This window comes from Nostocoides sp., assembly GCF_037045025.1.
In the GTDB taxonomy this organism is placed as follows: Bacteria; Actinomycetota; Actinomycetes; order Actinomycetales; family Dermatophilaceae; genus Nostocoides_A.
In genome coordinates this window covers 328,082-353,343 of the sequence record NZ_JBAOHM010000011.1, presented here as the reverse complement: position 1 = coordinate 353,343, position 25,262 = coordinate 328,082, and the positions used below count along the sequence as shown (strand labels likewise).

The 25,262-nt window shown below is 67.7% G+C and carries 24 protein-coding genes and 3 tRNA genes; 5 read left to right on the top strand and 22 right to left on the bottom strand.

From position 1 onward, the window contains the following. Nucleotides 1-137: 137 nt before the first annotated feature. From V9G19_RS12750 to V9G19_RS12740, 3 genes are all read right to left on the bottom strand, one after another. The gene (locus V9G19_RS12750; RefSeq protein ID WP_462285787.1) at nt 138-4,043 is read right to left on the bottom strand and encodes a DNA-directed RNA polymerase subunit beta'; all 3,906 of its coding nucleotides are present in this window, start codon (nt 4,041-4,043) and stop codon (nt 138-140) included. A gap of 185 nt (nt 4,044-4,228) precedes the next feature. Further along, the gene (gene rpoB / locus V9G19_RS12745; RefSeq protein ID WP_462285786.1) at nt 4,229-7,708 is read right to left on the bottom strand and encodes a DNA-directed RNA polymerase subunit beta; all 3,480 of its coding nucleotides are present in this window, start codon (nt 7,706-7,708) and stop codon (nt 4,229-4,231) included. 1,053 nt (nt 7,709-8,761) lie between these two features. After that, on the bottom strand, nt 8,762-9,520 hold the full coding sequence (locus V9G19_RS12740) for a transposase family protein (RefSeq protein ID WP_462285784.1): 759 nt from the start codon (nt 9,518-9,520) through the stop codon (nt 8,762-8,764). Nucleotides 9,521-9,797: 277 nt separating this feature from the next. Here V9G19_RS12740 and V9G19_RS12735 point away from each other — a divergent pair, with 277 nt between their 5' ends. Both V9G19_RS12735 and V9G19_RS12730 read left to right on the top strand, forming a co-directional pair. Then, nucleotides 9,798-10,106, top strand: a complete 309-nt coding sequence (locus V9G19_RS12735; protein WP_462285785.1) for a hypothetical protein — start codon at nt 9,798-9,800, stop codon at nt 10,104-10,106. A gap of 83 nt (nt 10,107-10,189) precedes the next feature. Next, entirely contained in the window at nt 10,190-10,948 is a 759-nt protein-coding gene (locus V9G19_RS12730; protein ID WP_462285784.1) for a transposase family protein, read from the top strand. 295 nt (nt 10,949-11,243) lie between these two features. Here V9G19_RS12730 and rplL read toward each other — a convergent pair whose 3' ends face one another. The 8 genes from rplL to V9G19_RS12690 all read right to left on the bottom strand — a co-directional run bounded on the left by rplL (nt 11,244) and on the right by V9G19_RS12690 (nt 16,388). Further along, nucleotides 11,244-11,639 (bottom strand): 50S ribosomal protein L7/L12, encoded by a 396-nt coding sequence (gene rplL / locus V9G19_RS12725; protein ID WP_462285783.1) that lies wholly within the window; start codon nt 11,637-11,639, stop codon nt 11,244-11,246. A gap of 75 nt (nt 11,640-11,714) precedes the next feature. Continuing rightward, nucleotides 11,715-12,371: a 50S ribosomal protein L10 gene (gene rplJ, locus V9G19_RS12720; protein ID WP_462285782.1), complete on the bottom strand. Its 657-nt coding sequence runs from the start codon at nt 12,369-12,371 to the stop codon at nt 11,715-11,717. Between the two features lie 255 nt (nt 12,372-12,626). Then, the gene (locus V9G19_RS12715) at nt 12,627-13,475 is read right to left on the bottom strand and encodes a LolA-like protein (protein ID WP_462285781.1); all 849 of its coding nucleotides are present in this window, start codon (nt 13,473-13,475) and stop codon (nt 12,627-12,629) included. A gap of 138 nt (nt 13,476-13,613) precedes the next feature. Then, entirely contained in the window at nt 13,614-14,333 is a 720-nt protein-coding gene (gene rplA, locus V9G19_RS12710) for a 50S ribosomal protein L1 (RefSeq protein WP_462285780.1), read from the bottom strand. 85 nt (nt 14,334-14,418) lie between these two features. Then, nucleotides 14,419-14,850 carry a 50S ribosomal protein L11 gene (gene rplK, locus V9G19_RS12705; RefSeq protein WP_462285779.1) on the bottom strand — a complete coding sequence of 144 codons (432 nt, stop codon included), beginning with the start codon at nt 14,848-14,850 and terminating at the stop codon, nt 14,419-14,421. A gap of 111 nt (nt 14,851-14,961) precedes the next feature. Beyond that, nucleotides 14,962-15,894, bottom strand: coding sequence for a transcription termination/antitermination protein NusG (gene nusG, locus V9G19_RS12700; RefSeq protein ID WP_462285778.1), 933 nt, complete (start codon nt 15,892-15,894; stop codon nt 14,962-14,964). Nucleotides 15,895-16,005: 111 nt separating this feature from the next. Continuing rightward, a complete protein-coding gene (gene secE, locus V9G19_RS12695; RefSeq protein WP_462285777.1) occupies nt 16,006-16,254 on the bottom strand; it encodes a preprotein translocase subunit SecE in 249 nt (82 codons plus the stop codon). A gap of 61 nt (nt 16,255-16,315) precedes the next feature. Further along, nucleotides 16,316-16,388 (bottom strand) — tRNA-Trp (locus V9G19_RS12690). Between the two features lie 129 nt (nt 16,389-16,517). Here V9G19_RS12690 and V9G19_RS12685 point away from each other — a divergent pair. The 3 genes from V9G19_RS12685 to V9G19_RS12675 are packed head-to-tail and all read left to right on the top strand — an operon-like array spanning nt 16,518 to nt 19,414. Continuing rightward, nucleotides 16,518-17,852 carry a PLP-dependent aminotransferase family protein gene (locus tag V9G19_RS12685; RefSeq protein WP_462285776.1) on the top strand — a complete coding sequence of 445 codons (1,335 nt, stop codon included), beginning with the start codon at nt 16,518-16,520 and terminating at the stop codon, nt 17,850-17,852. 21 nt (nt 17,853-17,873) lie between these two features. Next, complete coding sequence (locus V9G19_RS12680; protein ID WP_462285775.1) at nt 17,874-18,350, top strand: DUF5709 domain-containing protein; 477 nt, start codon at nt 17,874-17,876, stop codon at nt 18,348-18,350. Then, the gene (locus V9G19_RS12675; RefSeq protein ID WP_462286236.1) at nt 18,347-19,414 is read left to right on the top strand and encodes an adenosine deaminase; all 1,068 of its coding nucleotides are present in this window, start codon (nt 18,347-18,349) and stop codon (nt 19,412-19,414) included. The genes V9G19_RS12680 and V9G19_RS12675 overlap by 4 nt, the downstream gene beginning before the upstream one ends. Before the next feature lie 3 nt (nt 19,415-19,417). Here the strand turns inward: V9G19_RS12675 and V9G19_RS12670 are convergent, their stop codons facing one another. The 11 genes from V9G19_RS12670 to V9G19_RS12620 form a co-directional block, all read right to left on the bottom strand. Then, nucleotides 19,418-20,488: a UDP-N-acetylmuramate dehydrogenase gene (locus V9G19_RS12670; protein WP_462285774.1), complete on the bottom strand. Its 1,071-nt coding sequence runs from the start codon at nt 20,486-20,488 to the stop codon at nt 19,418-19,420. After that, nucleotides 20,488-20,907: a MaoC family dehydratase gene (locus V9G19_RS12665; RefSeq protein ID WP_462285773.1), complete on the bottom strand. Its 420-nt coding sequence runs from the start codon at nt 20,905-20,907 to the stop codon at nt 20,488-20,490. Before V9G19_RS12665 ends, V9G19_RS12670 begins: the two co-directional genes overlap by 1 nt. A 2-nt stretch (nt 20,908-20,909) precedes the next feature. Further along, nucleotides 20,910-21,353 (bottom strand): FAS1-like dehydratase domain-containing protein, encoded by a 444-nt coding sequence (locus V9G19_RS12660; protein WP_462285772.1) that lies wholly within the window; start codon nt 21,351-21,353, stop codon nt 20,910-20,912. 84 nt (nt 21,354-21,437) lie between these two features. Then, complete coding sequence (gene rpmG, locus V9G19_RS12655) at nt 21,438-21,608, bottom strand: 50S ribosomal protein L33 (RefSeq protein WP_462285771.1); 171 nt, start codon at nt 21,606-21,608, stop codon at nt 21,438-21,440. A gap of 111 nt (nt 21,609-21,719) precedes the next feature. After that, nucleotides 21,720-21,793 (bottom strand) — tRNA-Met (locus V9G19_RS12650). 29 nt (nt 21,794-21,822) lie between these two features. Next, nucleotides 21,823-21,895, bottom strand: a tRNA-Thr gene (locus tag V9G19_RS12645). Nucleotides 21,896-21,928: 33 nt separating this feature from the next. Continuing rightward, nucleotides 21,929-22,585 carry a hypothetical protein gene (locus V9G19_RS12640; protein ID WP_462285770.1) on the bottom strand — a complete coding sequence of 219 codons (657 nt, stop codon included), beginning with the start codon at nt 22,583-22,585 and terminating at the stop codon, nt 21,929-21,931. 133 nt (nt 22,586-22,718) lie between these two features. Then, nucleotides 22,719-23,531 (bottom strand): YwiC-like family protein, encoded by an 813-nt coding sequence (locus tag V9G19_RS12635; RefSeq protein WP_462285769.1) that lies wholly within the window; start codon nt 23,529-23,531, stop codon nt 22,719-22,721. Nucleotides 23,532-23,617: 86 nt separating this feature from the next. Continuing rightward, nucleotides 23,618-24,118 carry an NADPH-dependent FMN reductase gene (locus V9G19_RS12630; RefSeq protein ID WP_462285768.1) on the bottom strand — a complete coding sequence of 167 codons (501 nt, stop codon included), beginning with the start codon at nt 24,116-24,118 and terminating at the stop codon, nt 23,618-23,620. 78 nt (nt 24,119-24,196) lie between these two features. Beyond that, nucleotides 24,197-24,985 carry a choice-of-anchor I domain-containing protein gene (locus tag V9G19_RS12625; RefSeq protein WP_462285767.1) on the bottom strand — a complete coding sequence of 263 codons (789 nt, stop codon included), beginning with the start codon at nt 24,983-24,985 and terminating at the stop codon, nt 24,197-24,199. Further along, a complete protein-coding gene (locus tag V9G19_RS12620) occupies nt 24,982-25,233 on the bottom strand; it encodes a hypothetical protein (protein WP_462285766.1) in 252 nt (83 codons plus the stop codon). The genes V9G19_RS12625 and V9G19_RS12620 overlap by 4 nt, the downstream gene beginning before the upstream one ends. Between the last annotated feature and the right edge of the window lie 29 nt (nt 25,234-25,262).

The window sequence follows — 25,262 nt, the reverse complement described above, 5'->3', positions numbered from 1 at the left end:
TTGATTTCTCTCCTCAACGCTCGGCGGATCGGCTCCTTCGTCGCCACCCCGGACGATTCTTCGACGATCAAGCGAGCCGGGGTGGCGTAGCGAAGCACGCCACCCCGCCGAGCGTTGAGGTGAGGAATCAATAGGAACTAGTCGAAGCGGTCGAAGCCGAGTTCGGCGTCGTCGAGGCGGATCGCCTCGCCGGTGCCGGCCCCGAAGACGGGGTAGGCGTACTCGTCGTAGTTCGGCATCGCATACATCGCGGCGCGCGCCTCGGCGGTCGGCTCGACGGTGATATTGCGGTAGCGGGTCAGGCCGGTGCCGGCCGGGATCAGCTTGCCGAGGATGACGTTCTCCTTCAGCCCGAGCAGCGGGTCGGACTTGGCCTCCATCGCCGCCTCGGTCAGCACCCGGGTGGTCTCCTGGAAGGAGGCCGCCGAGAGCCAGCTGTCGGTAGCCAGCGAGGCCTTGGTGATACCCATCAGCTCCGGACGACCGGAGGCGGGGCGACCGCCCTCGCCGACGACCCGCCGGTTCTCCTGCTCGAAGCGGCCGCGCTCGGAGAGCATGCCGGGGAGTAGGTCGGTGTCACCGGACTCGATGATCGTGATCCGGCGCAGCATCTGCCGGACGATGACCTCGATGTGCTTGTCGTGGATCGCGACACCCTGCTGGCGATAGACGGCCTGGACCTCGTCGACCAGGTGCATCTGCACCTGCCGCGGGCCCTGGATGCGGAGCACCTGCTTAGGGTCGATCGCGCCCTGGACCAGCTTGGCGCCGACCTCGACGTGGTCGCCGTCGGCGACGAGCAGCCGGGCCCGCTTGCTCACCGGGTAGGCGTGGTCCTCGGAGCCGTCGTCCGGGGTCAGCATGATCCGCCGGGTCTTGTCGGTCTCCTCGATCTCCACCCGGCCGCTCGCCTCGGCGATCGGCGCGACCCCCTTGGGGGTGCGGGCCTCGAAGAGCTCGACGACACGGGGCAGACCCTGGGTGATGTCGTCACCGGCCACACCACCGGTGTGGAAGGTCCGCATCGTCAGCTGGGTGCCGGGCTCACCGATGGACTGAGCGGCGATGATGCCGACGGCCTCACCGATGTCGACCAGCTTGCCGGTCGCCAGGGAGCGGCCATAGCACTTGGCGCAGGTGCCGACGCGGGACTCGCAGGTCAGGACCGAGCGGACCTTGACCGTGTCGACGCCCGCGCCGAAGAGCGCACCGATGACCACGTCTCCGAGGTCGATGCCGGCCTCAGCGAGCACCTCGCCCGTGGCGTCGACGACGTCCTCGGCGAGGGTGCGGGCATACACCGAGGTCTCGACCTCCTCGTGGACCTGGCGGCCGCTCTCCCCGGTTACCGAGATCGGCATGGTCAGCCCACGCTCGGTGCCGCAGTCCTCCTCGCGGATGATGACGTCCTGGGAGACGTCGACCAGCCGCCGGGTGAGGTATCCGGAGTCGGCGGTCCGCAAAGCGGTGTCCGCCAGCCCCTTGCGGGCGCCGTGGGTGGAGATGAAGAACTCCAGCACCGAGAGGCCCTCGCGGAAGTTGGTGCGGATCGGGCGCGGGATGATCTCGCCCTTGGGGTTGGCCATCAGGCCACGCATGCCGGCGATCTGGCGCAACTGGAACCAGTTGCCTCGCGCTCCCGAGTGAACCATCCGATAGATCGGGTTGTTCTTGGGGAAGTTGGACTCCATCTCCTTGGAGACCTCGTTGGTCGCCTTGGTCCAGATCTCGATGAGCTCCTGGCGGCGCTCGTCGTCGGTGATCAGGCCGCGATCGAACTGGGTCTGCACCTTGGTCGCGTTGGCCTCATAGGTGGAGAGGATCTCGCTCTTGCGCTCGGGCGTGACCACGTCGGCGACGGCCACGGTCGTTCCCGAGCGGGTCGCCCAGTAGTAGCCGGCCTCCTTGAGCGCATCGAGCGATGCGGCGACCTGGACCTTGCTGTAGCGCTCGGCGAGGTCGTTGACGATCATCGACAGCCGCTTCTTGTCAACGGCCTCGTTGACGAACGCGTAGTCGTGCGGCAGCGCCTCGTTGAACAGCGCGCGACCGAGGGTGGTCTCGACCAGCAGGGTGTCGACGGTGCCGTCCTCGCCGACCTCGGCGTCCTCGGGCAGCTCGGTCCCCGGCGTCGGGACGACGTCGGACAGGCGCATCTTGACCACGGAGCCGATCTCGATCTCGCCGGCGTCGAACGCCATCCGTGCCTCGGCGGGCGTGGCGAAGGTGCGCAGATGCTCCTGCGCCTCATCGAGATAGATCGCCCCCGAGTCCGACGTCAGGTGATAGAGGCCGATGATCATATCCTGGGTGGGCATGGTCACCGGGCGCCCGTCGGCCGGCTTGAGGATGTTGTTGGAGGACAACATCAGGATGCGGGCCTCGGCCTGTGCCTCCGCCGACAGCGGCAGGTGCACGGCCATCTGGTCACCGTCGAAGTCGGCGTTGAACGCGGTGCAGACGAGCGGGTGAATCTGGATGGCCTTGCCCTCGACCAGCTGGGGCTCGAAGGCCTGGATGCCGAGGCGGTGCAGGGTCGGTGCCCGGTTGAGCAGCACCGGGTGTTCGGTGATGACCTCTTCGAGGACATCCCACACGACCGGCTTCTGCCGCTCGACCTGCCGCTTGGCCGACTTGATGTTCTGGGCGTGGTCGAGGTCGACCAGGCGCTTCATCACGAACGGCTTGAACAGCTCCAGCGCCATCGTCTTGGGCAGGCCGCACTGGTGCAGCTTCAGCTGCGGGCCGACGACGATGACCGACCGGCCCGAGTAGTCGACGCGCTTGCCGAGGAGGTTCTGCCGGAAGCGGCCCTGCTTGCCCTTGAGCATGTCGGACAGCGACTTCAGCGGCCGGTTGCCGGGCCCGGTGACCGGACGGCCACGACGGCCGTTGTCGAACAACGAGTCCACGGCCTCCTGCAGCATCCGCTTCTCGTTGTTGACGATGATCTCGGGCGCGCCGAGGTCGAGCAGCCGCTTCAACCGGTTGTTGCGGTTGATGACCCGGCGGTAGAGGTCGTTCAGGTCGGAGGTGGCGAACCGGCCACCGTCGAGCTGGACCATCGGGCGCAGGTCCGGCGGGATCACCGGGACGGCGTCGAGCACCATACCGGCGGGGTTGTTGTCGGTCGTCATGAAGGCAGAGACGACCTTGAGCCGCTTCAGGGCGCGGGTCTTCTTCTGGCCCCGGCCGGTGGCGATGATCTCGCGCAGGCTCGCGGCCTCGGCGTCGAGGTCGAAGGTCTCCAACCGCTTTTGGATCGCGGCCGCGCCCATGCCGCCCTCGAAGTAGAGGCCGAACCGGTCGCGCATCTCGCGGTAGAGGATCTCATCGCCCTCGAGGTCTTGGACCTTGAGGTTCTTGAACCGGTCCCAGACCTGGTCGAGCCGGTCGACCTGCTGGTCGGCGCGCCGGCGGATCTGGCCCATCTCGCGCTCGGCGCCGTCGCGGACCTTGCGGCGCACGTCGGCCTTGGCACCCTCCTCCTCGAGCTGGGCCAGGTCGGCCTCGAGCTTCTTGGCGCGGGTGTCGATGTCGGCGTCGCGCCGGTTCTCGATCTCCTTCTTCTCGACCTCGATCTGCGCCTCGAGGGAGGGCAGGTCGGCGTGCCGCTGGTCCTCATCGACGCTGGTGATCATGTATGCCGCGAAGTAGATGACCTTCTCCAGGTCCTTCGGGGCCAGGTCGAGCAGGTAGCCCAGGCGGCTGGGGACGCCCTTGAAGTACCAGATGTGGGTGACCGGGGCGGCCAGCTCGATGTGGCCCATCCGCTCGCGGCGCACCGCCGCCCGGGTCACCTCGACGCCGCAGCGCTCGCAGATGATGCCCTTGAAGCGGACCCGCTTGTATTTGCCGCAGGCGCACTCCCAGTCCCGGGTCGGACCGAAGATGCGCTCGCAGAACAGCCCATCCTTCTCCGGCTTCAGCGTCCGGTAGTTGATGGTTTCGGGCTTCTTGACCTCGCCATTGCTCCACTCGCGGATGTCCTCCGCGGTGGCCAGGCCGATCTGCAGCTGATCGAAAAAGTTCACGTCAAGCACTTCGTGCTTCCCTACTTTCGTTCCGAATCGAACGTGTCACTAGCAATGTGGGCCGTTCCCGGCCAGGACGGGCTGCGCCCGACTCGGCCCTGTTCCGGGGAAACCAGGCGCGCTTCGCTCGCGGTTTCCCCGGCGAACCCTCGGTCGCAGGGCGACCTTCCGGTTCGGGGCCTGGGGCTTGATCGTCAGACTTCCTCGACGGAGGAGGGTTCGCGGCGGGAGAGGTCGATGCCGAGTTCCTGGGCGGCCTGGAAGACGTCGTCTTCGCTGTCGCGCAGTTCGATCGCGCTGCCGTCGCGGGAGAGGACCTCCACGTTCAGGCACAGGCTCTGCATCTCCTTGATGAGCACCTTGAAGGACTCGGGGATGCCCGGCTCGGGGATGTTCTCGCCCTTGACGATCGCCTCGTAGACCTTCACCCGGCCGTTCACGTCATCGGACTTGATCGTCAGCAGCTCCTGGAGGGCGTAGGAGGCGCCATAGGCCTCCAGGGCCCAGACCTCCATCTCCCCAAAGCGCTGGCCACCGAACTGGGCCTTACCGCCGAGCGGCTGCTGGGTGATCATCGAGTACGGACCGGTGCTGCGCGCGTGGATCTTGTCGTCCACGAGGTGGTGCAGCTTGAGGATGTACATGTAGCCGACCGAGACCGGCGCCGGGAAGGGCTCGCCGGAGCGGCCGTCGAAGAGCCGGGCCTTGCCGTCCCGCGCGACCAGGCGCTGGCCGTCGCGGGTCGGGCTGGTGTTCTCCAACAGACCGAAGATCTCCTCCTCGCGGGCACCGTCGAAGACCGGGCTGGCCACGCGCGTGCCGGGCGGGGCGGTGCGCGCCTCCTCGCCGAGGCGCTCGGCCCACTCCGCCCCGTCGGGAACCTGCCAGCCGCGGCTGGCGGCCCAGCCAAGGTGCAGCTCCAGGACCTGGCCGATGTTCATCCGGCCGGGCACGCCGAGCGGGTTGAGCACGACGTCGACCGGGGTGCCGTCCTCGAGGAAGGGCATGTCCTCGACCGGGAGGATCTTGGAGATGACCCCCTTGTTGCCGTGGCGGCCGGCGAGCTTGTCGCCGTCGGTGATCTTGCGCTTGTTGGCGACATAGACGCGCACCAGCTGGTTGACGCCCGGCGGCAACTCGTCGCCGTCGTCCTTGTCGAAGACCTTGACGCCGATGACCGTCCCGGTCTCGCCGTGCGGGACCTTCAAGGAGGTGTCGCGGACCTCGCGGGCCTTCTCGCCGAAGATCGCGCGCAGCAGCCGCTCCTCGGGGGTCAGCTCGGTCTCACCCTTGGGCGTGACCTTGCCGACGAGCAGGTCACCGTCGCGAACCTCGGCACCGATGCGGATGATGCCGCGCTCGTCGAGGTCGGCGAGGACGTCCTCGGCGACATTGGGGATGTCGCGGGTGATCTCCTCCGGGCCCAGTTTGGTGTCGCGGGCGTCGACCTCGTGCTCCTCGATGTGGATTGAGGAGAGGACGTCGTCCTGGACCAGGCGCTGGGAGAGGATGATCGCGTCCTCGTAGTTGTGACCTTCCCACGGCATGAACGCCACGAGCAGGTTGCGCCCGAGCGCCATCTCGCCACCGTCGGTCGCCGGACCGTCGGCGATCAGGGTGCCCTCCTCCAGCCGGTCGCCCTCGGTGACGATGACCCGCTGGTTGTAGGACGTGCCCTGGTTGGAGCGGGCGAACTTGGCGATCCGGTAGGTGCGGTAGGTGCCGTCGTCGCCCGCCACTGTGACCAGGTCGGCCGAGACCTCGGTGACGACGCCGGACTTCTCGGCCCGCACGACATCGCCGGAGTCGAGCGCGGCGCGGTATTCCATGCCGGTGCCGACGAGTGGGGCCTCGCTGCGCACCAGCGGAACCGCCTGGCGCTGCATGTTGGCGCCCATCAGGGCCCGGTTGGCGTCGTCGTGCTCGAGGAACGGAATCATCGCGGTGGCCGCGGAGACCATCTGGCGCGGGGAGACGTCCATGTAGTCGACGTCGTCGGCGGCGACGTCGATCGCCTCGCCGCCCTTGGTGCGCACCAGGACCCGGTCCTCGGCGAAGCTGCCGTCGGCGTCCAGGGCCGCATTGGCCTGGGCGATGACATGCTTGTCCTCTTCGTCGGCGGACAGGTAGTGGATCTCGTCGGTGACCTTGCCGGCCTCGACCTTGCGGTAGGGCGTCTCGATGAACCCGAAGGCGTTGATCCGGGCATACGACGCGAGCGAGCCGATCAGCCCGATGTTGGGACCTTCCGGGGTCTCGATCGGGCACATCCGGCCGTAGTGGCTGTGGTGGACGTCGCGGACCTCCATCCCGGCGCGGTCACGAGAGAGGCCTCCCGGGCCGAGCGCCGAGAGGCGCCGCTTGTGGGTCAACCCGGCGAGCGGGTTGTTCTGGTCCATGAACTGCGAGAGCTGGGAGGTGCCGAAGAACTCCTTGATCGAGGCCACCACGGGGCGGATGTTGATCAGGGTCTGCGGGGTGATCGCCTCGACGTCCTGGGTGGTCATCCGCTCGCGGACGACACGCTCCATCCGGGACAGGCCGGTGCGGACCTGGTTTTGGATGAGTTCGCCGACGCTGCGCAGACGACGATTGCCGAAGTGGTCGATGTCGTCGGTCTCGACGGTCAACTCGACCTGCTCGCCCTCGCGCATCCCCGCGATCGTCTCGTCGCCGCGGTGCAGGGCAACGAGGTACTTGATCGTGGCGACGATGTCCTCGAGGCTGAGCACCGATTCGTGCAGGTCGACGTCGCGGCCAAGCTTGCGGCCGATCTTGTAGCGGCCGACCTTGGCCAGGTCGTAGCGCTTGGGGTTGAAGTAGAGGTTGTCCAACAGGGTCTGGGCGGCCTCACGGGTCGGCGGCTCGCCCGGGCGCAGCTTGCGGTAGATGTCGAGCAGCGCGTCGTCCTGGCCGGCGATGTGATCCTTCTCGAGGGTCAGCTCCATCGACTCGTAGCCGGCGAAGTCCTCGCGAATCTGCGCCTCGGACATGCCGAGGGCCTTGAGCAGGACGGTGACCGACTGCTTGCGCTTGCGGTCGACGCGCACGCCGATCATGTCGCGCTTGTCGATCTCGAACTCCAGCCACGCGCCGCGGCTGGGGATCACCTTGGCGGTGTAGATGTCCTTGTCGGACGTCTTGTCCGGGGTGCGCTCGAAGTAGACGCCCGGGGAGCGGACGAGCTGGGAGACGACCACCCGCTCGGTGCCGTTGATGATGAACGTGCCGCGCTCGGTCATGAGCGGGAAGTCGCCCATGAACACCGTCTGGCTCTTGATCTCGCCGGTCGTGGTGTTCATGAACTCGGCCGTGACGAACAGCGGCGCGGAGTAGGTCTGGTCGCGCTCCTTGCAGTCCTCGATGGAGTACTTGGACTCCTCGAAGCGGTGGTCGCGGAAGCTCAGGCTCATCGAGCCGGAGAAGTCCTCGATCGGGGAGATCTCCTCGAAGATCTCCTCCAGCCCGGAGCGGTCCGGCACATCGCGCCGGCCCTCCTGAAGAGCGAGCGCGACCCGGTCTTGCCAGCGCTCGTTGCCGAGCAGCCAGTCGAAAGACTCGGTCTGCAGGGCGAGCAGATCAGGGACTTCGAGGGGTTCGCGGATCTTGGCGAACGAGAGACGACCGGAAGCCGTCGTTGCGGATGGTGCTGAAGCGGTGCGCGCGGCAGCCAAGGAGGGTCCTTCCACGGGCCTGACTGGTCTTCAAACGCACATCACCCCACCGGTCAGGTTCATGCAGCACGGCACACCGGGCGACAGGCCCGGGGACATACCGATAGTGCAGGAGCAGGAGGGAGGGAGGACAGCGCAAAGCGCCACGATACATGAGGAAGGCATGGCTGTCCAAACCGTTCCAACGGCCTCGCTGGACGGCGGTCGCCAAGCGACGCGTAGAGGATGGCGCGCCGCGCGGCATACGTCAAGCGGACGCGCCTTCCGGACGGGCTCAACCGGACGGCGCCGGCCCAGCGCCGGCCCCCCGCGTGCCGCCTGGAGAGGCGGTGTCAGGAGCCCCTCAGCGTGGCCGCCACCTCACTGGCGTCCTTGCCGATGAACCGACTCCGATCACCAAGCGGTTCGATGCGCTCGCCCTGCCCGACGACAGCTCCGTCGTACGCCAGCACGGCTCGACCCGTCCCGGTAACGGGTGTCCAGGGCTGGTCGGCGCGATAGGCCATGAAGGCGCCATGAAGGGGGCAAGGTAGCGATCGCCGACCATCAGCCAAGCTCCACCGCTAAAGCGCACGGGGACGTCGGCTTTCCCTGCCTCCACCAGCCACCCCCCGGCATCAATATCTAGCGTTCGTTGGTCGATTGTTTTCGCGCCGGTCCGGGACCAAGGAACTCCGAGAACGCGGATAGTTACCGTGCGTGGGACGAGATCACGCCCATGCGCAGGGGTGTCGTCCGGCGCAGGCACCTTCCGTTCCGACGCAACTTCGAAGTCGACCAGGTGATCGGCATACGTGCGCCAATCGTTGACCGACGTAACATCATAGGCGAAGTCCACAAAAGATGAGCCGTCGACCCCGGCTGGCGAGTCGACGTTCTTGAGACCCATCGTCGTGGCACTGGCGGATGTCTGGGCGCTGGCGGCCGGGAGGCTCATCGACTGCGTCCGCGAGAGACCGGAGCCGCAGCCGGTAACCGTGACCGCGATGACGGCGGCTATCAGGACCGTTCTGGAAGGAAGCATTTGATGTCACCCCGATCAATGAGGCTTATTCACGAGGCTAGTTTCAGGAATTGTAGCCCGAGGACGGCGGTGATGGTTTGAGCGAATGTGTGGTAGGGCCGCCGGTAGTCGGTGTGGAGGATCCGCCAGGTTTTCAAATGCGCGATGGTTCGTTCGATGGTGGCGCGGATCGCGTTGAGTTCTTTGTTGAATTGCTTCCGGTCGTCGGTGAGTTCTCCACCGGGTGGTTTCTTGATCGGGGTGATCAGGCCGGCGCCGATATAGCCTTTGTCGGCGACGATGGTGAGGAGTTCCTCGGTGTCGAGGACTCCGTGGGTGCGCAGGGCGGTCAGGTCGTGGGTGGACCCGGGAAGGGGATCGGAGACCCACAGCAGCCGGCCGGCGAGGGTGGCGGCGATGTGGACGTTGACACCGGTGGTGTGGTGTTTGCCGGAGTACAGGTCGGGGATGTCGGCCCAGGACCAGCACGGGAGCAGGGTTTCGTCGATGATCAGGGGGACGTCGGGGTCGAGGTCGTCCGCGACCGGGATCCAGTCGGCGGTGGCGTCGGCGAGGGCGGGGGTCATCGCGGCGATCGTCCGCGAGATCGTGGGCTGGGAGGTGGCGTACCGGTCGGCCAGGTCTGCTTGGGTGCTGTTTCGCCGCAAATAGGTCATGGTGATGATGATCGACTTTCGCAGCCCCAGCGACGGTGGGTAAGCCACTGGATATCCTGCGTTCTGCAGGTCGCGGATCATGATGACGAGACGGTCGATCTGGCCCCTGGTGAAACCGGTGGTAGAATACATTCGCGACGGCCCGTTCTGGAGTGTTTGAGTGTGCTAACCCAATTCTCTCTAAGGGCGGGCTGTCGCTTTGTTAGGCGCTCCGGTCAGAATGTCGCGTTTGTATTACGTTCCTCCCCCTGAATAAGCCTCAATACGTCGCATTGATACGGGCCCGATTATGCGACCCAAGATAAGTTGGCCATCCAGCTAAAGGGCGGCTGGTCTGCACGCAAGCGAGATCGGAGTCCGTATTTCCCACAGGAGGATCGGCGTCGCTTCCGTGGGTCAATCCAACCGCATGACCGGACTCGTGGCAGACGATGGAATCACCGAATGTATCCCTGAACCTGACATAGTGCTGGTCGCATCGGAGTGTATCGATGCCCAGACGGCACCATGTGAATCCAAGGGCTCCGGCACCAAAACCCTGGTCGAACTGCTGATAGACGATGTCCGTGGCTGGACGGGTACTGTCCTGGCTCGAATTGAATACCACGGTGAAATCTGTAAAGGCGAAGTCGTAATTCAGGACGTCGTAAATGTCGGATGCGGTGGCAGAAGGAGGCTTATTCAGGGGGAGGAACGTAATACAAACGCGACATTCTGACCGGAGCGCCTAACAAAGCGACAGCCCGCCCTTAGAGAGAATTGGGTTAGCACACTCAAACACTCCAGAACGGGCCGTCGCGAATGTATTCTACCACCGGTTTCACCAGGGGCCAGATCGACCGTCTCGTCATCATGATCCGCGACCTGCAGAACGCAGGATATCCAGTGGCTTACCCACCGTCGCTGGGGCTGCGAAAGTCGATCATCATCACCATGACCTATTTGCGGCGAAACAGCACCCAAGCAGACCTGGCCGACCGGTACGCCACCTCCCAGCCCACGATCTCGCGGACGATCGCCGCGATGACCCCCGCCCTCGCCGACGCCACCGCCGACTGGATCCCGGTCGCGGACGACCTCGACCCCGACGTCCCCCTGATCATCGACGAAACCCTGCTCCCGTGCTGGTCCTGGGCCGACATCCCCGACCTGTACTCCGGCAAACACCACACCACCGGTGTCAACGTCCACATCGCCGCCACCCTCGCCGGCCGGCTGCTGTGGGTCTCCGATCCCCTTCCCGGGTCCACCCACGACCTGACCGCCCTGCGCACCCACGGAGTCCTCGACACCGAGGAACTCCTCACCATCGTCGCCGACAAAGGCTATATCGGCGCCGGCCTGATCACCCCGATCAAGAAACCACCCGGTGGAGAACTCACCGACGACCGGAAGCAATTCAACAAAGAACTCAACGCGATCCGCGCCACCATCGAACGAACCATCGCGCATTTGAAAACCTGGCGGATCCTCCACACCGACTACCGGCGGCCCTACCACACATTCGCTCAAACCATCACCGCCGTCCTCGGGCTACAATTCCTGAAACTAGCCTCGTGAATAAGCCTCAAGGAACACTCGATTGGATGGAGTAAGAGAGTGTCACGCTGTCCGTACGACAGAACATCCGATCCGGTGACCCACTGCTACCCTGAGGCACACAAGGAGCCGGCAAAGACGCCGTCGGAAACATGTTGTCGAATTCCAACAACTCTTCCGCCGCGCCCCCAGAGGGGCGACGACGCGCGCGCTCGCCGGGACGCGAGCCATTGCGGTGGAAAGGCTGCGGGGCGGACCACGATCGGTCCGCCCCGCGTGATGCGGGCGCTCGGATGTTTCACCCGGGCCCGACGGGTTACTTCAAAGTGACGGTGGCGCCGGCTCCCTCGAGCTGCTCCTTGGCCTTCTCGGCCGCAGCCTTGTCGACCTTCTCCAGGACGGCCTTGGGGGCGCCGTCGACGAGGTCCTTGGCCTCCTTCAGGCCAAGGGAGGTCAGCGAGCGGACCTCCTTGATGACCTGGATCTTCTTCTCGCCGGCGGCCTCGAGGATGACGTCGAACTCGTCCTGCTCCTCGACGGCGGCGACCTCGCCACCAGCCCCACCAGCGGCGGGCCCGCCGGGGGCGGCCACGACCTGGGCGGCGGCGGTGACGCCGAAGGTCTCCTCGAACTGCTTGACGAACTCGGAGAGCTCGATCAGGGTCATCTCCTTGAACGCGTCAAGGAGCTCGTCGGTGCTGAGCTTCGCCATGATGGTGGCGTCCTTTCTGTTACTTCGTCTGCCGTGAGTGGCGTGCGGTGATAAGTGCCTGCTCCCAGGGCGGGGTCAGGCGGGTGCGTCGCCACCCTCGGCGACGTCGGCGGCCGGGGCGTCCTGGGGAGCCTCGACGGAATCCTGCGGAGCATCCGCGGCAGCGTCGGCCGCAGCGGAAGCCTCGTCGGCCGCCGGAGCAGGGTCGGCGGGGGCAGTTGCCTCGACCTGGGCGCGCAGGGCCTCGACGAGGCGAGCGGCCTGCGACAGCGGCGCAGCGAACAGGGACACGGCCTTGCTCAGCGAGGCGTTCATCGCCCCGGCGAGTTTGGCGAGCAGAACCTCGCGCGACTCCAGGTCGGCGAGCTTCTTGATCTCATCGGCGCTCAGGGCGCGCCCGTCGAGGACACCGCCCTTGATCACCAACAGCGGGTGGGCCTTGGCAAAGTCACGCAGGCCCTTGGCGGCCTCGACGGGGTCACCGTCGATGAACGCGATGGCGCTCGGGCCGGTGAGCTGTCCCTCGAAGGCGCTCACCCCGGCCTCCTTGGCGGCAAGGTCGGTCAGCGTGTTCTTGACCACGGCGTAGGTGGCGTTGCCACGGAGGGCGGTCCGCAGCTCGGTGAGCTGCTTGACGGTCAGGCCGCGATACTCCGTGAGAACGGCCGCGTTCGAGTTGCGGAATTTCTCCGTCAGCTCGGCAATGGCGCCGGACTTGCCGGTGGTCGCCATCTGGGCCTCCTTCGTCTGGGCCGGTCGGGTGGGCCCATCAACGAGAAGAGCCCCGGCGCAGGGCACGGGGCGGGAGGCGCGGCACCGGAGGTGCGGCGGGTCGAGCACGTGGCCTGCGCTGGTTGCCCGCTCGTTGCGGAACCTTCGGCCTCATGGCGTATGCCGCGAGGCAACCGGCGGTCATTGGTCGCGTCAAGCCTAGCCGCGACCGGCGTCCGCGACCAAATCGACCGCGGACGCAATAGTCCCCGCGGGTCACATCGTGGTGACCTCGGACTTCGGCGGTGCCTCGATCGAGACCGACTTGCCCCAGTCGGAGTAGGTGACGGTCATCTTGGTGCCCATCTCCATGACGGTCTTGACCGGCCGGCCCTCGCCGTCGATCGTGTAGGTGACCGGAATGCTGTCCGGCAGATTGCCGGTCGCCGAGCCGAGCGACTCCGAGCCGCCCAGGGCGTCCATCATCTGCTTGAGGTCGAGATCCATCTCGACGGTCGTCGTGTCGCCGTCCTTGGCGGTGACCTTGGCCTTCTGGTTGCCGAACGCCTTGGCGATCTTGTCCGGGGTGTAGGCGCCCACGTCGGGTGCGCCGCCGGTGGCCGGGTCCATCGTGACCCACTTGGTGCCGCCGCCGAAGAGCGGTGACTTGATGTAGGTGACGCCGTCCACGGAGATCATCTCCATCTTCTGGCCGCCCATGTCCATGGTCATCGTCGAGTTCTGCTTGCCGCCGACGACCGCGAAGTCGCCCTCGGCCTTCACGCCGCTGCCCATATCCATAACCATGTGGCCGCTAGAGCCGTCCTTGAACGCCTCGGTGAGGGATTGGGCCACCACGGCGGCGTCGACCTCGTCGCCCACCTTGGCGTCCGTAAGCGAGGAGGCGCTCCCGCCACCACCCGCCTCGCTGGACTCGGTGCCGGTCGCCGTGGCCGAGCCGCTCGCCGTGGCGGTGCTCGAGGCGCTGGCTTGGCCGGTGGCGCTGCCGGTCGAGGCGGCGGCGCTCGTGGATGTCGAGGTGTCGGTCTTGGTGTCGCCGCCGCCACAGCCGGCCAGCGTGAGGGCGGCGGCGGCCACGGCGGCGGCCAGGGTCAGCTTCTTCATCGGGGTCTCTCCCATTCCCGGGCAGGGGTCATGCCCGGATAGACGTTCATGGTCGGCCGGTCCTCCCGGCAGGCCGCCCATCAGACGGTATGCCCCCGCGGCCGGTTCCCGGTGGAGCCGGCCGCTACGCGGCATACCTCAGGCTGGGGCTTCCTCGTCGGTGAGGTTGCGGGTCTTGGTGTAGTCGAGCGGGATGCCGGGGCCCATCGAGGTGGCCATGGTCGCCTTGAGCAGATAGCGGCCCTTGGACGCCGACGGCTTGAGCCGCAGCACCTCATCGAGGGCCGCGGCGTAGTTCTCCAGCAGCGCCTTCTCGGGGAAGCTCGCCTTGCCGATGATGAAGTGCAGGTTGGCGTGCTTGTCGTTGCGGAACTCGATCTTGCCGCCCTTGATGTCGCTGACGGCCTTGCCGGTGTCCATCGTCACGGTGCCGGTCTTGGGGTTGGGCATCAGGCCGCGTGGGCCGAGGATCTTGCCGAGGCGGCCGACCTTGCCCATCAGGTCGGGCGTGGCGACCACGGCGTCGAAGTCGAGCCAGCCGCCGGACACCTTCTCGATCATGTCGTCGCTGCCGACAAAGTCGGCGCCAGCAGCGGTGGCCGCGTCGGCCCGCTCACCGTTGGCGAAGACGAGCACCCGGGCGGTCTTGCCGGTGCCGTGCGGCAGGTTGACGGTGCCCCGCACGATCTGGTCGGCCTTGCGCGGGTCGATGCCGAGCCGGAAGGCGACCTCGACCGTCGGGTCGTATTTGGTGGTCGCGGTCTCCTTGGCGAGGTGGACCGCTTCGGCCGGCGAATAGGTCTTGGTGCGGTCAATCTTCTCGGCCGCGGCTTGATAGGCCTTGCTGCGCTGCTTCATTGCTGCTCCTTCGGTTGGGAGGTGTGGTGACGGGGTCCAGCGCGGACCCCTCCCACGGGTGGTGCCTGTCGTTCTGTGGTGCTGCTTAGAGCTGGGTGGTGATGCCCATCGAGCGGGCGGTGCCGGCGATGATGCGCATCGCCATCTCGATGTCGTTGGCGTTGAGGTCGGCCATTTTGGTCTCGGCGATCTCGCGGACCTGCTCGCGGGTGAGGCTGGCGACCTTGGTCTTGTGCGGCTCGCCGGAGCCCTTGGCGACGCCGGCGGCCTTCTTGATCAGTTCCGCGGCCGGTGGGGTCTTGGTGATGAAGGTGAACGACCGGTCTTCATAGACGGTGATCTCGACGGGAATGACGTTCCCGCGCTGGGCTTCGGTCGCGGCGTTGTAGGCCTTGACGAACTCCATGATGTTGACACCGTGCTGACCGAGCGCCGGCCCGACGGGCGGCGCCGGGGTGGCCTGGCCGGCCTGGATCTGCAGCTTGATGAAGCCGGAGACCTTCTTCTTGGGAGGCATTGCTCTTCCTTTGTTCGTGAGCCGACGCCGTGGGCGATGACTCGGTTGCAGTGAAATTATGCAGTTGTCTTTCCGGGGGTGTCCGGGGGGCGGAGCCCCCCGGAGGTGTAGTTAGATCTTGGCGACCTGGTTGAACGCCAGCTCGACCGGGGTTTCGCGGCCGAAGATCGAGACCAGCACCTTCAGCTTCTGGGTGTCGGGGTTGATCTCGGAGATCGTGGCCGGCATGGTCTCGAACGGGCCCTCCATGACCGTGACGGACTCGCCGATCTCGAAGTCGACGATGGTGCTCGGCGCCGTCTTGGTCGGGGCCGTGGCGGCACCGGAGCCGGCGGCGGCCGCGGTCTCCAGGTCGGCGGGCTTGAGCATGGAGAAGACCTCGTCGAGCCCGAGCGGCACGGGCGCGTGCGCGTTGCCGACGAAGCCGGTCACTCCGGGCGTATGCCGCACCGCGCCCCAGGATTCGTCGGTCATCTCCATGCGCACGAGCACGTAGCCGGGCATGCGGACGCGGTGGACCTGCTTCTTTTGGCCGTTCTTGATCTCGGTGACGGTCTCCATCGGGACCTGCACCTCGAAGATGTAGTCCTCCATGTTGAGCGAGGTCATCCGGGTCTGCAGGTTGTGCTTGACGCGGTTCTCGTAGCCGGCGTAGGAGTGGATGACATACCAGTCGCCGAACTTGCTGGCCAGGTCGTCCTTGAACGCCTGCACCGGGTCGGCGGGCAACTCATCGTCGGCCGGCGCGTCCGCGAGATCGCCATCGTCGTCGGCGGCGTCCTCGGCCGCCTCAGCTGCGGACACGTCGTCATCGTCGGACTCGTCATCGTCGGATGCGTGGATTTCGTCCGGATCGTCGTCGACCTCGTCGTCAGCGCCGAACTCGGCTGTCGCGTCGGGCTCGTCCGTCAAGCCCTCCTCGGCGTCGATCGCCTCGAGCGCGCTGTCCTCGAGCGCACTGTCGCTGGGGTCGCCGACGGTCTCGACCTGTGCCTCCTCGAGGTCGTCCTCGGCCGGGCTCGGCTCGAACTCCTGCTGCGACATCAATTCTTCCTCACGTCCTGGTCCTCATTGCCTCGGCCGCTCAACCCGCGACCGGCACCGACGGTTGGCACCGCCGGGCGCTGCGCCGCTGAACACTCAGCCGATGAACACTCAGCCGCCGAACACCCACAAGACGAGCTTGGTGAAGCCGTAGTCGATACTCGCGGTGAACGCCATCACCGCCGAGACGAAGACGATGACCACGGCGGTGTAGTTGACCAGCTCCGAGCGGGTCGGCCGCACCACCTTGCGCAGCTCGTCCAGCACCTGCTTGACGAACAGTCGCAGCCGGGCCACGGGAGATAGACCCTTGCCGTCCCTCCGCTTGGAGGAGCGGGCCGGGGCGCCCACGTCGGTCACTGGAGTGCTTCCTTCGGTGTCACGGACTGATCTGCTCGGGCCCGGGAAGGCGCCGGCAACGCAGGGCAGGAGGGACTCGAACCCCCAACCGCCGGTTTTGGAGACCGGTGCTCTACCAATTGAGCCACTGCCCTACGGGAACGCGCGGGTTGAGGCGCGGGTTCCCGGTGGTGAGTGCGGGCAGGCCACTGCGGACGCACTCCGAGGGCTCAGCATACGGGACCATGCCGGGCGGATGCGAACTGAATGCCCGAGGTGGAACGATGGCGCTCGTGACCGAGCAGCCGCAGCAGCGCCCCTTGTCCGACCTGACCCCGGCGGAACTCCAGGAGTTCGTGGAGCGCAAGCGCGCGGCATACGCGGCCTTGTGCGAGCGCGGGCTGCGCCTGGACCTGACGCGGGGCAAGCCCTCGAGCGCGCAGCTCGACCTGGCCGACGGGCTGGCGGGGCTGCCGCAGGGGCACACCGATGCCGACGGGGTTGACGTGCGCAACTACGGCGGGCTGTCCGGTATCCGGGAGATCCGCGAGATGTTCGCCGACCTGCTGTGGGTCGAGCCGGGCCAGGTCGTGGCGGGCGGCAACTCCAGCCTGACGATGATGCACGACACGCTCGTCATGCTGCTTTTGCATGGCGGCGTGGACTCGCCGCGGCCGTGGAACCGGGAGGAGGTCGTCAAGTTCGTCTGCCCGGTGCCGGGGTATGACCGGCACTACACGATGCTCGACTCCTACGGCATCGAGATGCTGCCTGTCGAGATGCACACCGACGGCCCGGACGCGGCCGCCGTCGAGGCGCTGGTCAAGGGCGACCCGGCCGTGAAGGGGATGTGGATCGTCCCGACCTACGCCAACCCCACCGGAGCGATCATCAGCGAGGAGGTCGCCGCCATGCTCGCCTCGATGCCCACCGCCGCCCCCGACTTCAAGATCTTCTGGGACAACGCCTACGCCTTCCACCACCTGACCGAGGACGAGGCCAAGGGCGTCGACATCCTCTCGGTTGCCTCGGCCGGGGGGAACCCGCACCGGCCGATCATGTTCGCCTCGACGAGCAAGATCACGTATGCCGGGGCCGGCGTCGCTTTCCTCGCCGCCAGCACGGAGAACGTCGCCTGGTATCTGCGGCATTACCAGTACGCCTCGATCGGGCCGGACAAGATCAACCAGCTGCGCCACGTCCAGTTCTTCGAGACCGCACAGGGGGTGCGTGACCACATGGTCAAGCACCGCGAGATCCTCGCCCCGAAGTTCGCCGCCGTGGACGCGGCACTGACCGCCGAACTGGACGGGCTGGGGATCGCCACGTGGACCAAGCCGAGCGGCGGCTACTTCGTCAATCTCGACGTCATCGACGGCACCGCCGGGCGCGTTGTCGAGTTGGCCAAGGCCGCCGGGATCGTGCTGACCCCGGCGGGCGCGTCCTTCCCGCACGGCCACGATCCGCGCGATCGCAACATCCGGCTGGCGCCGTCGTTCCCGGTGTTGGCGGACGTCGAGACGGCGATGGCCGGGGTCGCGACCTGCGTGGCGCTGGCAGCCGCCGAAGAACTGGCCGGACGGCATTCCGCGACACAGAGCACACCCGAAGGCGCTTAGTCGGCTCATAGGATGGGCTTTATGTCGGAGCCGAACGAGACCATCACCGACGACCTGGGCGCCTGGAGCGTGGACGACGAAGACCAGCTGCAGCCGGAAGACACTCTCATCTATGACGGTGTCGAGGACGTGCTGGATCGTGGGTTCTCGCCGTCTGACACCGACCGCGGGTCGCGCTATCACGGCGTGACCGCGGCCGAGCAGTCGCACGAGGAGACGATCGACGAGCGCTTGGCGCAAGAGGAGCCCGACCCCTATTGCCGCCTGGGCGTCGACGAGGAGCGGGTCGGCGGGGACGATCCCGACGCGATCGCCGCCGAGGACGACTGGCTCGGCGACCACGAGGTCGGTGAGCGACGCGCCGGCCGGCTCGTGGCCCCCGACGAGGGCTCCCACTACGACAGCGACCCGCACATCGTCGGGCGCGATGTCGGTGTCGATGGCGCGGCCGCCTCGGCCGAGGAGGCCGCGATGCACATCATCGAGGACGAGGACTGATCGAGCCCGCGGCGGCGGGGAGTCGCGACCTGGCGGCTTTGCCCAAGGCCCACCTGCATCTGCACTTCACCGGGTCGCTGCGGTCCGACACCCTGGCCGAGTTGGCCCGAGAGCACGGCATCCGGTTGCCCGATGCCCTGCTGAGCGAGTGGCCACCGCAGCTGGCGAGCGTGCGTGAGCAGCGCGGCTGGTTTCGTTTCCAGCGCCTGTATGACGCCGCCCGCGCCTGCGTGCGCCGCGAGGACGACCTGCGCCGGGTGGTGCGCGAGGCCGCGGCCGACGATGCCGCCGAGGGGTCGCGCTGGCTGGAGCTGCAGGTCGACCCGACGTCTTATGCGCAGTTCGTCGGCGGGATCTCCCCGGCGCTGGAAATCATCCTCGACGAGGCGGCCCGCGTCTCCCGTGCCGGCGTGACGCAGATGACGGTGATCGTCGCGGCCAGCCGGATCCGCCATCCGCTGGAGGCGCGCACGCTGGCCCGGCTGGCAGCGCAGTATGCCGGGGACACACCCGGAACGGTCGTCGGCTTCGGGCTGTCCAATGACGAACGACGCGGCGAAACCCGCGAGTTCGCGCCAGCGTTCGCGATCGCCCGGCGAGCCGGGCTGGCGCTGGTGCCCCACGCCGGCGAGTTGCTCGGCCCGACGGCGGTCGCCGACACCCTCGATGCCATCGAGCCGGACCGGCTCGGTCACGGAGTGCGGTCGGTCGAGGACCCGCGTGTCCTGGAGCGGCTGATCACTGACGAGGTCGCCTTGGAGGTCTGCCCGCTGTCCAATGTTGCCCTCGGGGTCTATGCCGAGCCGGGTGAGGTGCCGCTGCGCCGCCTGGTCGAGGCGGGGATACCGGTCGCGCTCGGCGCGGACGATCCGTTGCTGTTCGGCTCGCGGCTGACGGCGCAGTATGCGGCGGCGCGAGAGGTGTTCGGCTTCTCCGATGCCGAATTGGCGCAGTTGGCCCGGGGGTCGGTGCATGCCAGCTCCGCCCCGGGCGAGGTGCGCGCCAACATACTCGACGGGATCGACGCCTGGCTCGACTGCGCTGTCGACCCGGCCGGTAGCTGACGCCTACAGCTGGGCGCCGACCAGGATCGGCTCGTTGACGAGCGTCACCCCGAAGGCCGAGTAGACGCCGTCGCGGACGGTGCGAGCCAAGGTGAGCACGTCGGCGGCGGTGGCGCCGCCCCGGTTGGTGATCGCGAGCGTGTGTTTGGTGGAGATGGCGGCCGGGCCCGGCATACCGAATCCCTTGGGGAAACCGGCGCGCTCGATCAGCCAGGCGGCACTGGTCTTGACATTGCCGTCGGCGTCGGCGAAGCGTGGGGGGGCGGCATCCGGGCCGAGGCGGTCGTGGACGCGCGCCTGCAGCGCGTCGAACTGCGGGACGCTGAGGATCGGGTTGGTGAAGAACGACCCGCAGCTCCAGGTGTCGTGATCTTGGGGGTCGAGGACCATCCCGCGGTTGCTGCGCTGGGCCAGGACGGCCGCGCGGGCCTCGGCGAGCGGGACGCGGGCGCCGAGGTCGGTGTCGAGTTGGGTGGCCAGATCGGCATACGCGATCGGGGCGGACAGGTCGCCGAGGACGAACTGGAAGCTCACCTCGAGAACGACATAGCGGCTGGTCGCCTTGAACAGCGAATTGCGGTAGGTGAACGCGCAGTCGAGCGCGGCGAAGGTCCGGACCTGCTGTCGCTCCCGGTCCCAGGTGCGCACGCGGGCGATTGTCTGGGCGACCTCCTGGCCGTAGGCGCCAACATTCTGCACCGGGGTGGCGCCAGTGCTGCCGGGGATGCCGGAGAGCGCCTCGATCCCCGACCAGCCCTCGGCGATCGCGTGCTGGACGACGTCGTCCCAGGACTCTCCGGCCGCGACGGTGACCAACGCGCCGGCGCAGGCGTCGACCGACTCGCGGGTGATCCCGCGAGTGGCCACGTGCACGACCGTGCCATCGACGCCGGCGTCGGGCAGGACGACATTGGACCCGCCGCCGAGGACGAGCACTGGCTCGCCGGCAGCGTCCGCCTCGCGGACGGCGCCGATCAGTTCCTCGGTCGTCTCGGCGACGACGAGCCGGCGCGCGGGGCCACCGACCCGCATCGTCGTCAGGGGGGCGAGCGGGGCGTCGGCCTCCGTGCGCATCAGTCGAGCTGGACGACCGCCAGGCATCGGCCGAGGACCTTCTGGCCGGCCGCGGTGGCGGTCAATTCGACGGTGGCCCGCTTGGTGGCCTCATCAAGGGACTTCACGACGCCGCTGACCTCCAGGGTCGCGCCCTCGGGCGGGACGATGACCATGCTCGTGAACCGGGTGCCGTATTCGACGACCCGGCCGGCGTTGCCGGCCCAGTCGGCGGCCAAGGTGCCGGCGGCGCCCATCGTCCACATGCCGTGAGCGATGACATCGGGCAACCCGACGCTCTTGGCGAACGCCTCGTCCTGGTGGATCGGGTTCTGGTCGAGGGAGGCGCCGGCATAGGCGACCAGCGTGTCGCGGCCGACGGGGACGCTCACCGGGCCGAACTGCTCGCCGACAGTGACCTGGCTGAACTGGCGGGCCATGCTCACTCCCCTCCCCGGACGACGATCGTTGAGGTCGTCGTCGCGACCGGCTCATCACCGGCGGTGATTTCGCTGCGGACGGTGATCATCGAGTGGCCGCCGGCGCTGCGGATGCTGTCGACGGTGCTTTGGGCGGTCAGCTCGTCGCCGGCGGTGATCGGGCGGTGGTGGACGAACTTCTGCTCGCCGTGCACGACGCGGGAGAAGTCGATACCGGCCTCCGGGTCCTTGACGTAGCCGCTCGAGGCGAGCTGGTCGAAGCGCACGGCCATGGTCGGCGGGGCGATGACGTCGCGATAGCCGGCCGCGCGTGCCGCGTCCGCGTCGAAGTGCACCGGATCGGTGGATCCCACCGCGGTGGCGAAGGCGGCGATCATCGCGGCATCCACGGCATACGGGCCGACGGCCGCGAAGCTGCGGCCGACATAGTCCTCGTTCACTGGCATAGCGGACAGCCTATGGGGTCCGGACAAACAACAAGCCCCCGGCCGGTCGGCTCGGGGACGGGTTGTCTGCGGTGCGGAGGGACCTTAGCGGGTCTCGCGGTGGGGAGTGTGTTTCCTGCAGCGCGGACAGAACTTGGCCAGCTCGAGCCGGTCGGGGCTGTTGCGGCGGTTCTTCTCCGTGATGTAGTTGCGCTCCTTGCACTCGGTGCACGCCAAGGTGATCTTGGGGCGGATTTCGGTGGTCTTCTTGGCCACGGGAGCAACCTACTTCGTCGGCGAATGGGAGACGGCGTCGCGGCGGGGCTGCCGCGACAACGACATAACAGCGTACCGAGCGAATTCGTTCCCACGAAATCGCCCGGGCAGTAGCGGGAGCGGGGCTCGATCCCGCGACCTCACGATTATGAGTCGTGCGCTCTGACCAGCTGAGCTATCCCGCCTCGGACGGACCCCCTTGGAGGGCGACCCGAGCCCCCTGTCGGAATCGAACCGACGACCTTTTCCTTACCATGGAAACGCTCTGCCGACTGAGCTAAGGAGGCCTGCACGCCCCCGCGGGGAGTGCGACCGAGAGCCTACACGGCCCGGCCCGACTGGGAGAAATCGCGGCCGGGCGCGGGCACTTTCCGGTTGCGCGCAAGGAGCAATCCGGCGACGAGGGCACCGAGGGTGCCCAGCGCCTCGTCGCCGAGGGTGTCCTGATAGGCGGTGTCCAGTTCGGTGCCGTGGCGGATGAAGGTGTACCACTCCCCCAGCTCCCAGCCGATCGCGAGGATTGCGCCGAGGCCTGTGACCAGCAGCACACGCGCCCACGGCCGCTCGATGCCGTGGAGCAGCAGCAGTCCGAGACCGGCGTTGAGGAAGATCCAGTTGACGAAGTGGTTGGCGTCGTCCCACCAGACGACGGCGTCATACAGGTCGAGGGTGTTGCCGGAAACGTCGACGAGGAAAGGCAGCATGATCAGCGCGAACGCACCCCACGGCACGCCGTCCTCCCACACGCCTCGTCCGTATGCCGCGGCCCGCCCCTCCCCCGCTGCCCGCGCCGCCCGGGTGCGCCAGCCCCACCAGATCGCCGGGACGAGCAGCATCATCAGCGGGTAGGCCCACAACCGGGCCCCGAAGCCCTTGCCGGCGAACTGGGGCAGCCCGCTGAAGGCGCCCACCGCGAGCTGGATGACGGTCAGCAGGAGGACGAGGGCGGTGAGCCACCACCGGGTGCGCGTCGACATGCGCCTGATTCTGGCCTGACCCGGGGCCTGCCCGCCTGAGCACTAGTACACAACAAAACTACCCACGCCGAGGTCTGGTGTTTTGGCCGAGGTCGGATGATCGGTATGCCGACCTCGGCAAAAACACCAGACCTCAGCGAATGTGGGGGGCGGGCAGGAGGGCACCGTTGGCGAGGGCGCAGCCGGCGACGGCGAGGGTCGCGGCGATCTCGATGAGGCCGACGGTCTTGGGGGTCAGCGGGCGGGCCAGGCGAGGCAGGACGGCGGCCCGAGTGGTGAGCACGGCAAAGACGGCAACAAGCGGCCAGCTGACCCAGGCCATCGCCACCGTGGCGAACGCGTGCCAGCCGACCGACAGCCAGTAGTGCGCCGCCGAATCCCGCTCCCGGATCATGGTTTTCACATAGACGACGGTGCCGCCGAAATAGGCCGCGAGGACGGCGGCGAGAAGCCACGCCCGCGGCCAGTCGGTGCCGCCGCCCGCGTCATACGCCACCACCGTCATCAGGCAGGAGCCGAGCGTCGTCGCGAGGCCGGAGATCAGCGAGCGGTCGTCGCGGCGGGCCGCGGCATACAGGCCGATGCCGAGGGGAATCAGGAAGAGCGGCGCCCACCGCACCAACTCCGGCCGGATCACCAGGACGGCCCCGCCCAGGGCAGCGCTGGTGATGCCGTATGCCAGCACCGGCGGCCAGTAGCGCTTCCGGCGTCGCGCCTTGAGCCACAGTCCGGCAGCGAAGAACGCGAAGTAACCAGCGAACCAGAACGCCGTGAGCGGCACATGCACCCAGCGCGGCTGGCTGGCCAGGATGCCGACGAGCAGCGGTGTTGCGAGCATCGCCCACGCGCCGTGCTGATTGGGCACCCACCCCGGGGCACGGCGACGGCGCCGGCCCCGGCCGTCACCGGGCCGGGCGGCAGGCGCCGCGGTCGTGGGGGAGGTCATGCCTCCCAGGGTATGCCGCTCGAAGGATGTCGCTGCTCAGCCGCGCAGCTTGGCGGTCAGCTTCAGGAGCTGGTCGAGCAGGGTGTTCAGCTCGTCGACCCGGCGCTCGTTCGGGCGTGAACCGCGCTCCGGTCGAACTCCAGGAACCGGGAGACCGACACCTGCTGGCGGACGGCGGCCATGTGGAAGTTGGCGACGATCTGGCGCCAGTGCTCGACGGCGCGGACGCCGCTCTCGGCGCCATACGAGACGAACCCGACGGTCTTGCCGGCCCACTCGTTGCCGAGGGAGTCGAAGGCGTTCTTGAAGGCCCCGGGGACGCCGTGGTTGTACTCCGGCGTGACGAAGATGAAGCCGTCGAAGGAGTCGATCGCCTGGCTCCAGTGAGTGACCCGCTCGTCGTCGTACTGCTTGTTGGCGGCGCCGGGCACGGTGGCCGAGGTGAGCAGCGGGACGTCGAACTTCAACAGGTCGACCAGCTCGAAGTCCGCGCCGCCGTGGGCCTGGGCGTGGTCCAAGACCCAGGTCGCGACGGCCTCGGCGGCGCGGCCCTCGCGGATGGATCCGATGATGATGCCGATCTTCACAGGTGGTGCTCCTTGAGTGGGGGACAGAATCACGCTTATTGAAGCGCTAACCATGCCCACACCCGGAGCATTCCTAAGTCAGCGCGCGGCGACCTGCCAGATCGTCGTCGTGCCGGAGACCTCGTTCCCGACGATCAGCAGCGGCCGTCCGTTGGGACTGTCGGCACCGGGCACAAAGAGGATTCCCTCCGGGCCGAGGTCGCCTGCGGTGCCGGCCTCGGGGTCGCCCTCCGGGTCGCGGTTGCTCGCGTAGCCGACGATCTGCCCGGCGGCCGGGTCGCTCACGTCGACGACGACGATGCCGCTTTGCCGCTCCAGGCCGACGAAAGCGTGGGTCTTGGCGCCGATCGTGCCGAGGTCGACACCCTCGGGCTCGGGACCCTTGTTGTCGCTGCGCTTGTCGGCACCGTTCTCGGTGTTGTCCGCGTTGAACAGGGCGGGCACCCGGCGGGAGGTCAGCCACTCGACGCTCGCGCCGAAATCCCAGACCAGGGCGCCCGTGCGCGCATTCCGCACCGAGATCGACCGGCCGCCGAAGGACTGCAGCTGGGTGTAACCGCGAGCGCTCTGCGGCGCCGTCGTCGTCACCGTGAGCCGGCCGAAGTTGGCGTCCTGCTGCAGGGCCACCGCATTGGGGAAGACCCGCGGGTCAAGCGTCAGGTCGGCAACCCGCTCCTCCTCGGCAAAACAGTCGTAGTCGCGGGCATCGCCTTCGTTGGCGGTGACGAGATATCCCGTGCCGCCGACGGCGTAGTGGGCGATCCCGTCCGGGAGATACATGCCACGCACGGCGCCGGCGCGGATGTGCACGCCGCCGTCCTTGTCGGAGGGATCCAGCGCGTTGCGGTTGACCGAGTGGTCCTTCAACCCCAGGGCGCGGATGCCGGTGACCCGGGTAGCGCACCGACGCTGACCCGGCCCCGTTCAGCATACGAGCCGGCGTCGTAGAACGCGACCACACCCGGGTCGGTCTTGAGATCGGACTGCTGGGCGATCGCCACCAGGCCCGCGTTAACGGCAACGCTGTTGGCGCCCGGCGCCGCGATCGAGTCCAGCAGTGTCGGGGCGGCCGGGTTACGGATGTCGACAAGGGACGGCGGATTCGCATGAGCCACTGATTTAGCGACCCCCGGCGTCCCCGGCG

Bases quoted from the DNA above. Each gene is read 5' to 3' on its own strand.
- rplA (WP_462285780.1), bottom strand. From the start codon at position 14,333: ATGAAGCAGCGCAGCAAGGCCTATCAAGCCGCGGCCGAGAAGATTGAC.
- V9G19_RS12660 (WP_462285772.1), bottom strand. From the start codon at position 21,353: ATGCCAGTGAACGAGGACTATGTCGGCCGCAGCTTCGCGGCCGTCGGC.
- rplL (WP_462285783.1), bottom strand. From the start codon at position 11,639: ATGGCGAAGCTCAGCACCGACGAGCTCCTTGACGCGTTCAAGGAGATG.
- nusG (WP_462285778.1), bottom strand. From the start codon at position 15,894: ATGTCGCAGCAGGAGTTCGAGCCGAGCCCGGCCGAGGACGACCTCGAG.
- V9G19_RS12670 (WP_462285774.1), bottom strand. From the start codon at position 20,488: ATGCGCACGGAGGCCGACGCCCCGCTCGCCCCCCTGACGACGATGCGG.
- V9G19_RS12740 (WP_462285784.1), bottom strand. From the start codon at position 9,520: ATGTATTCTACCACCGGTTTCACCAGGGGCCAGATCGACCGTCTCGTC.
- rplJ (WP_462285782.1), bottom strand. From the start codon at position 12,371: ATGGCGACCACCGGCAAGTCCGGCGCCATTGCCGAGCTGACGGAGAAA.
- V9G19_RS12685 (WP_462285776.1), top strand. From the start codon at position 16,518: ATGGCGCTCGTGACCGAGCAGCCGCAGCAGCGCCCCTTGTCCGACCTG.
- V9G19_RS12730 (WP_462285784.1), top strand. From the start codon at position 10,190: ATGTATTCTACCACCGGTTTCACCAGGGGCCAGATCGACCGTCTCGTC.
- V9G19_RS12735 (WP_462285785.1), top strand. From the start codon at position 9,798: ATGACCGGACTCGTGGCAGACGATGGAATCACCGAATGTATCCCTGAA.
- V9G19_RS12635 (WP_462285769.1), bottom strand. From the start codon at position 23,531: ATGACCTCCCCCACGACCGCGGCGCCTGCCGCCCGGCCCGGTGACGGC.
- V9G19_RS12715 (WP_462285781.1), bottom strand. From the start codon at position 13,475: ATGAAGAAGCTGACCCTGGCCGCCGCCGTGGCCGCCGCCGCCCTCACG.
- V9G19_RS12680 (WP_462285775.1), top strand. From the start codon at position 17,874: ATGTCGGAGCCGAACGAGACCATCACCGACGACCTGGGCGCCTGGAGC.
- V9G19_RS12665 (WP_462285773.1), bottom strand. From the start codon at position 20,907: ATGGCCCGCCAGTTCAGCCAGGTCACTGTCGGCGAGCAGTTCGGCCCG.
- V9G19_RS12640 (WP_462285770.1), bottom strand. From the start codon at position 22,585: ATGTCGACGCGCACCCGGTGGTGGCTCACCGCCCTCGTCCTCCTGCTG.
- rplK (WP_462285779.1), bottom strand. From the start codon at position 14,850: ATGCCTCCCAAGAAGAAGGTCTCCGGCTTCATCAAGCTGCAGATCCAG.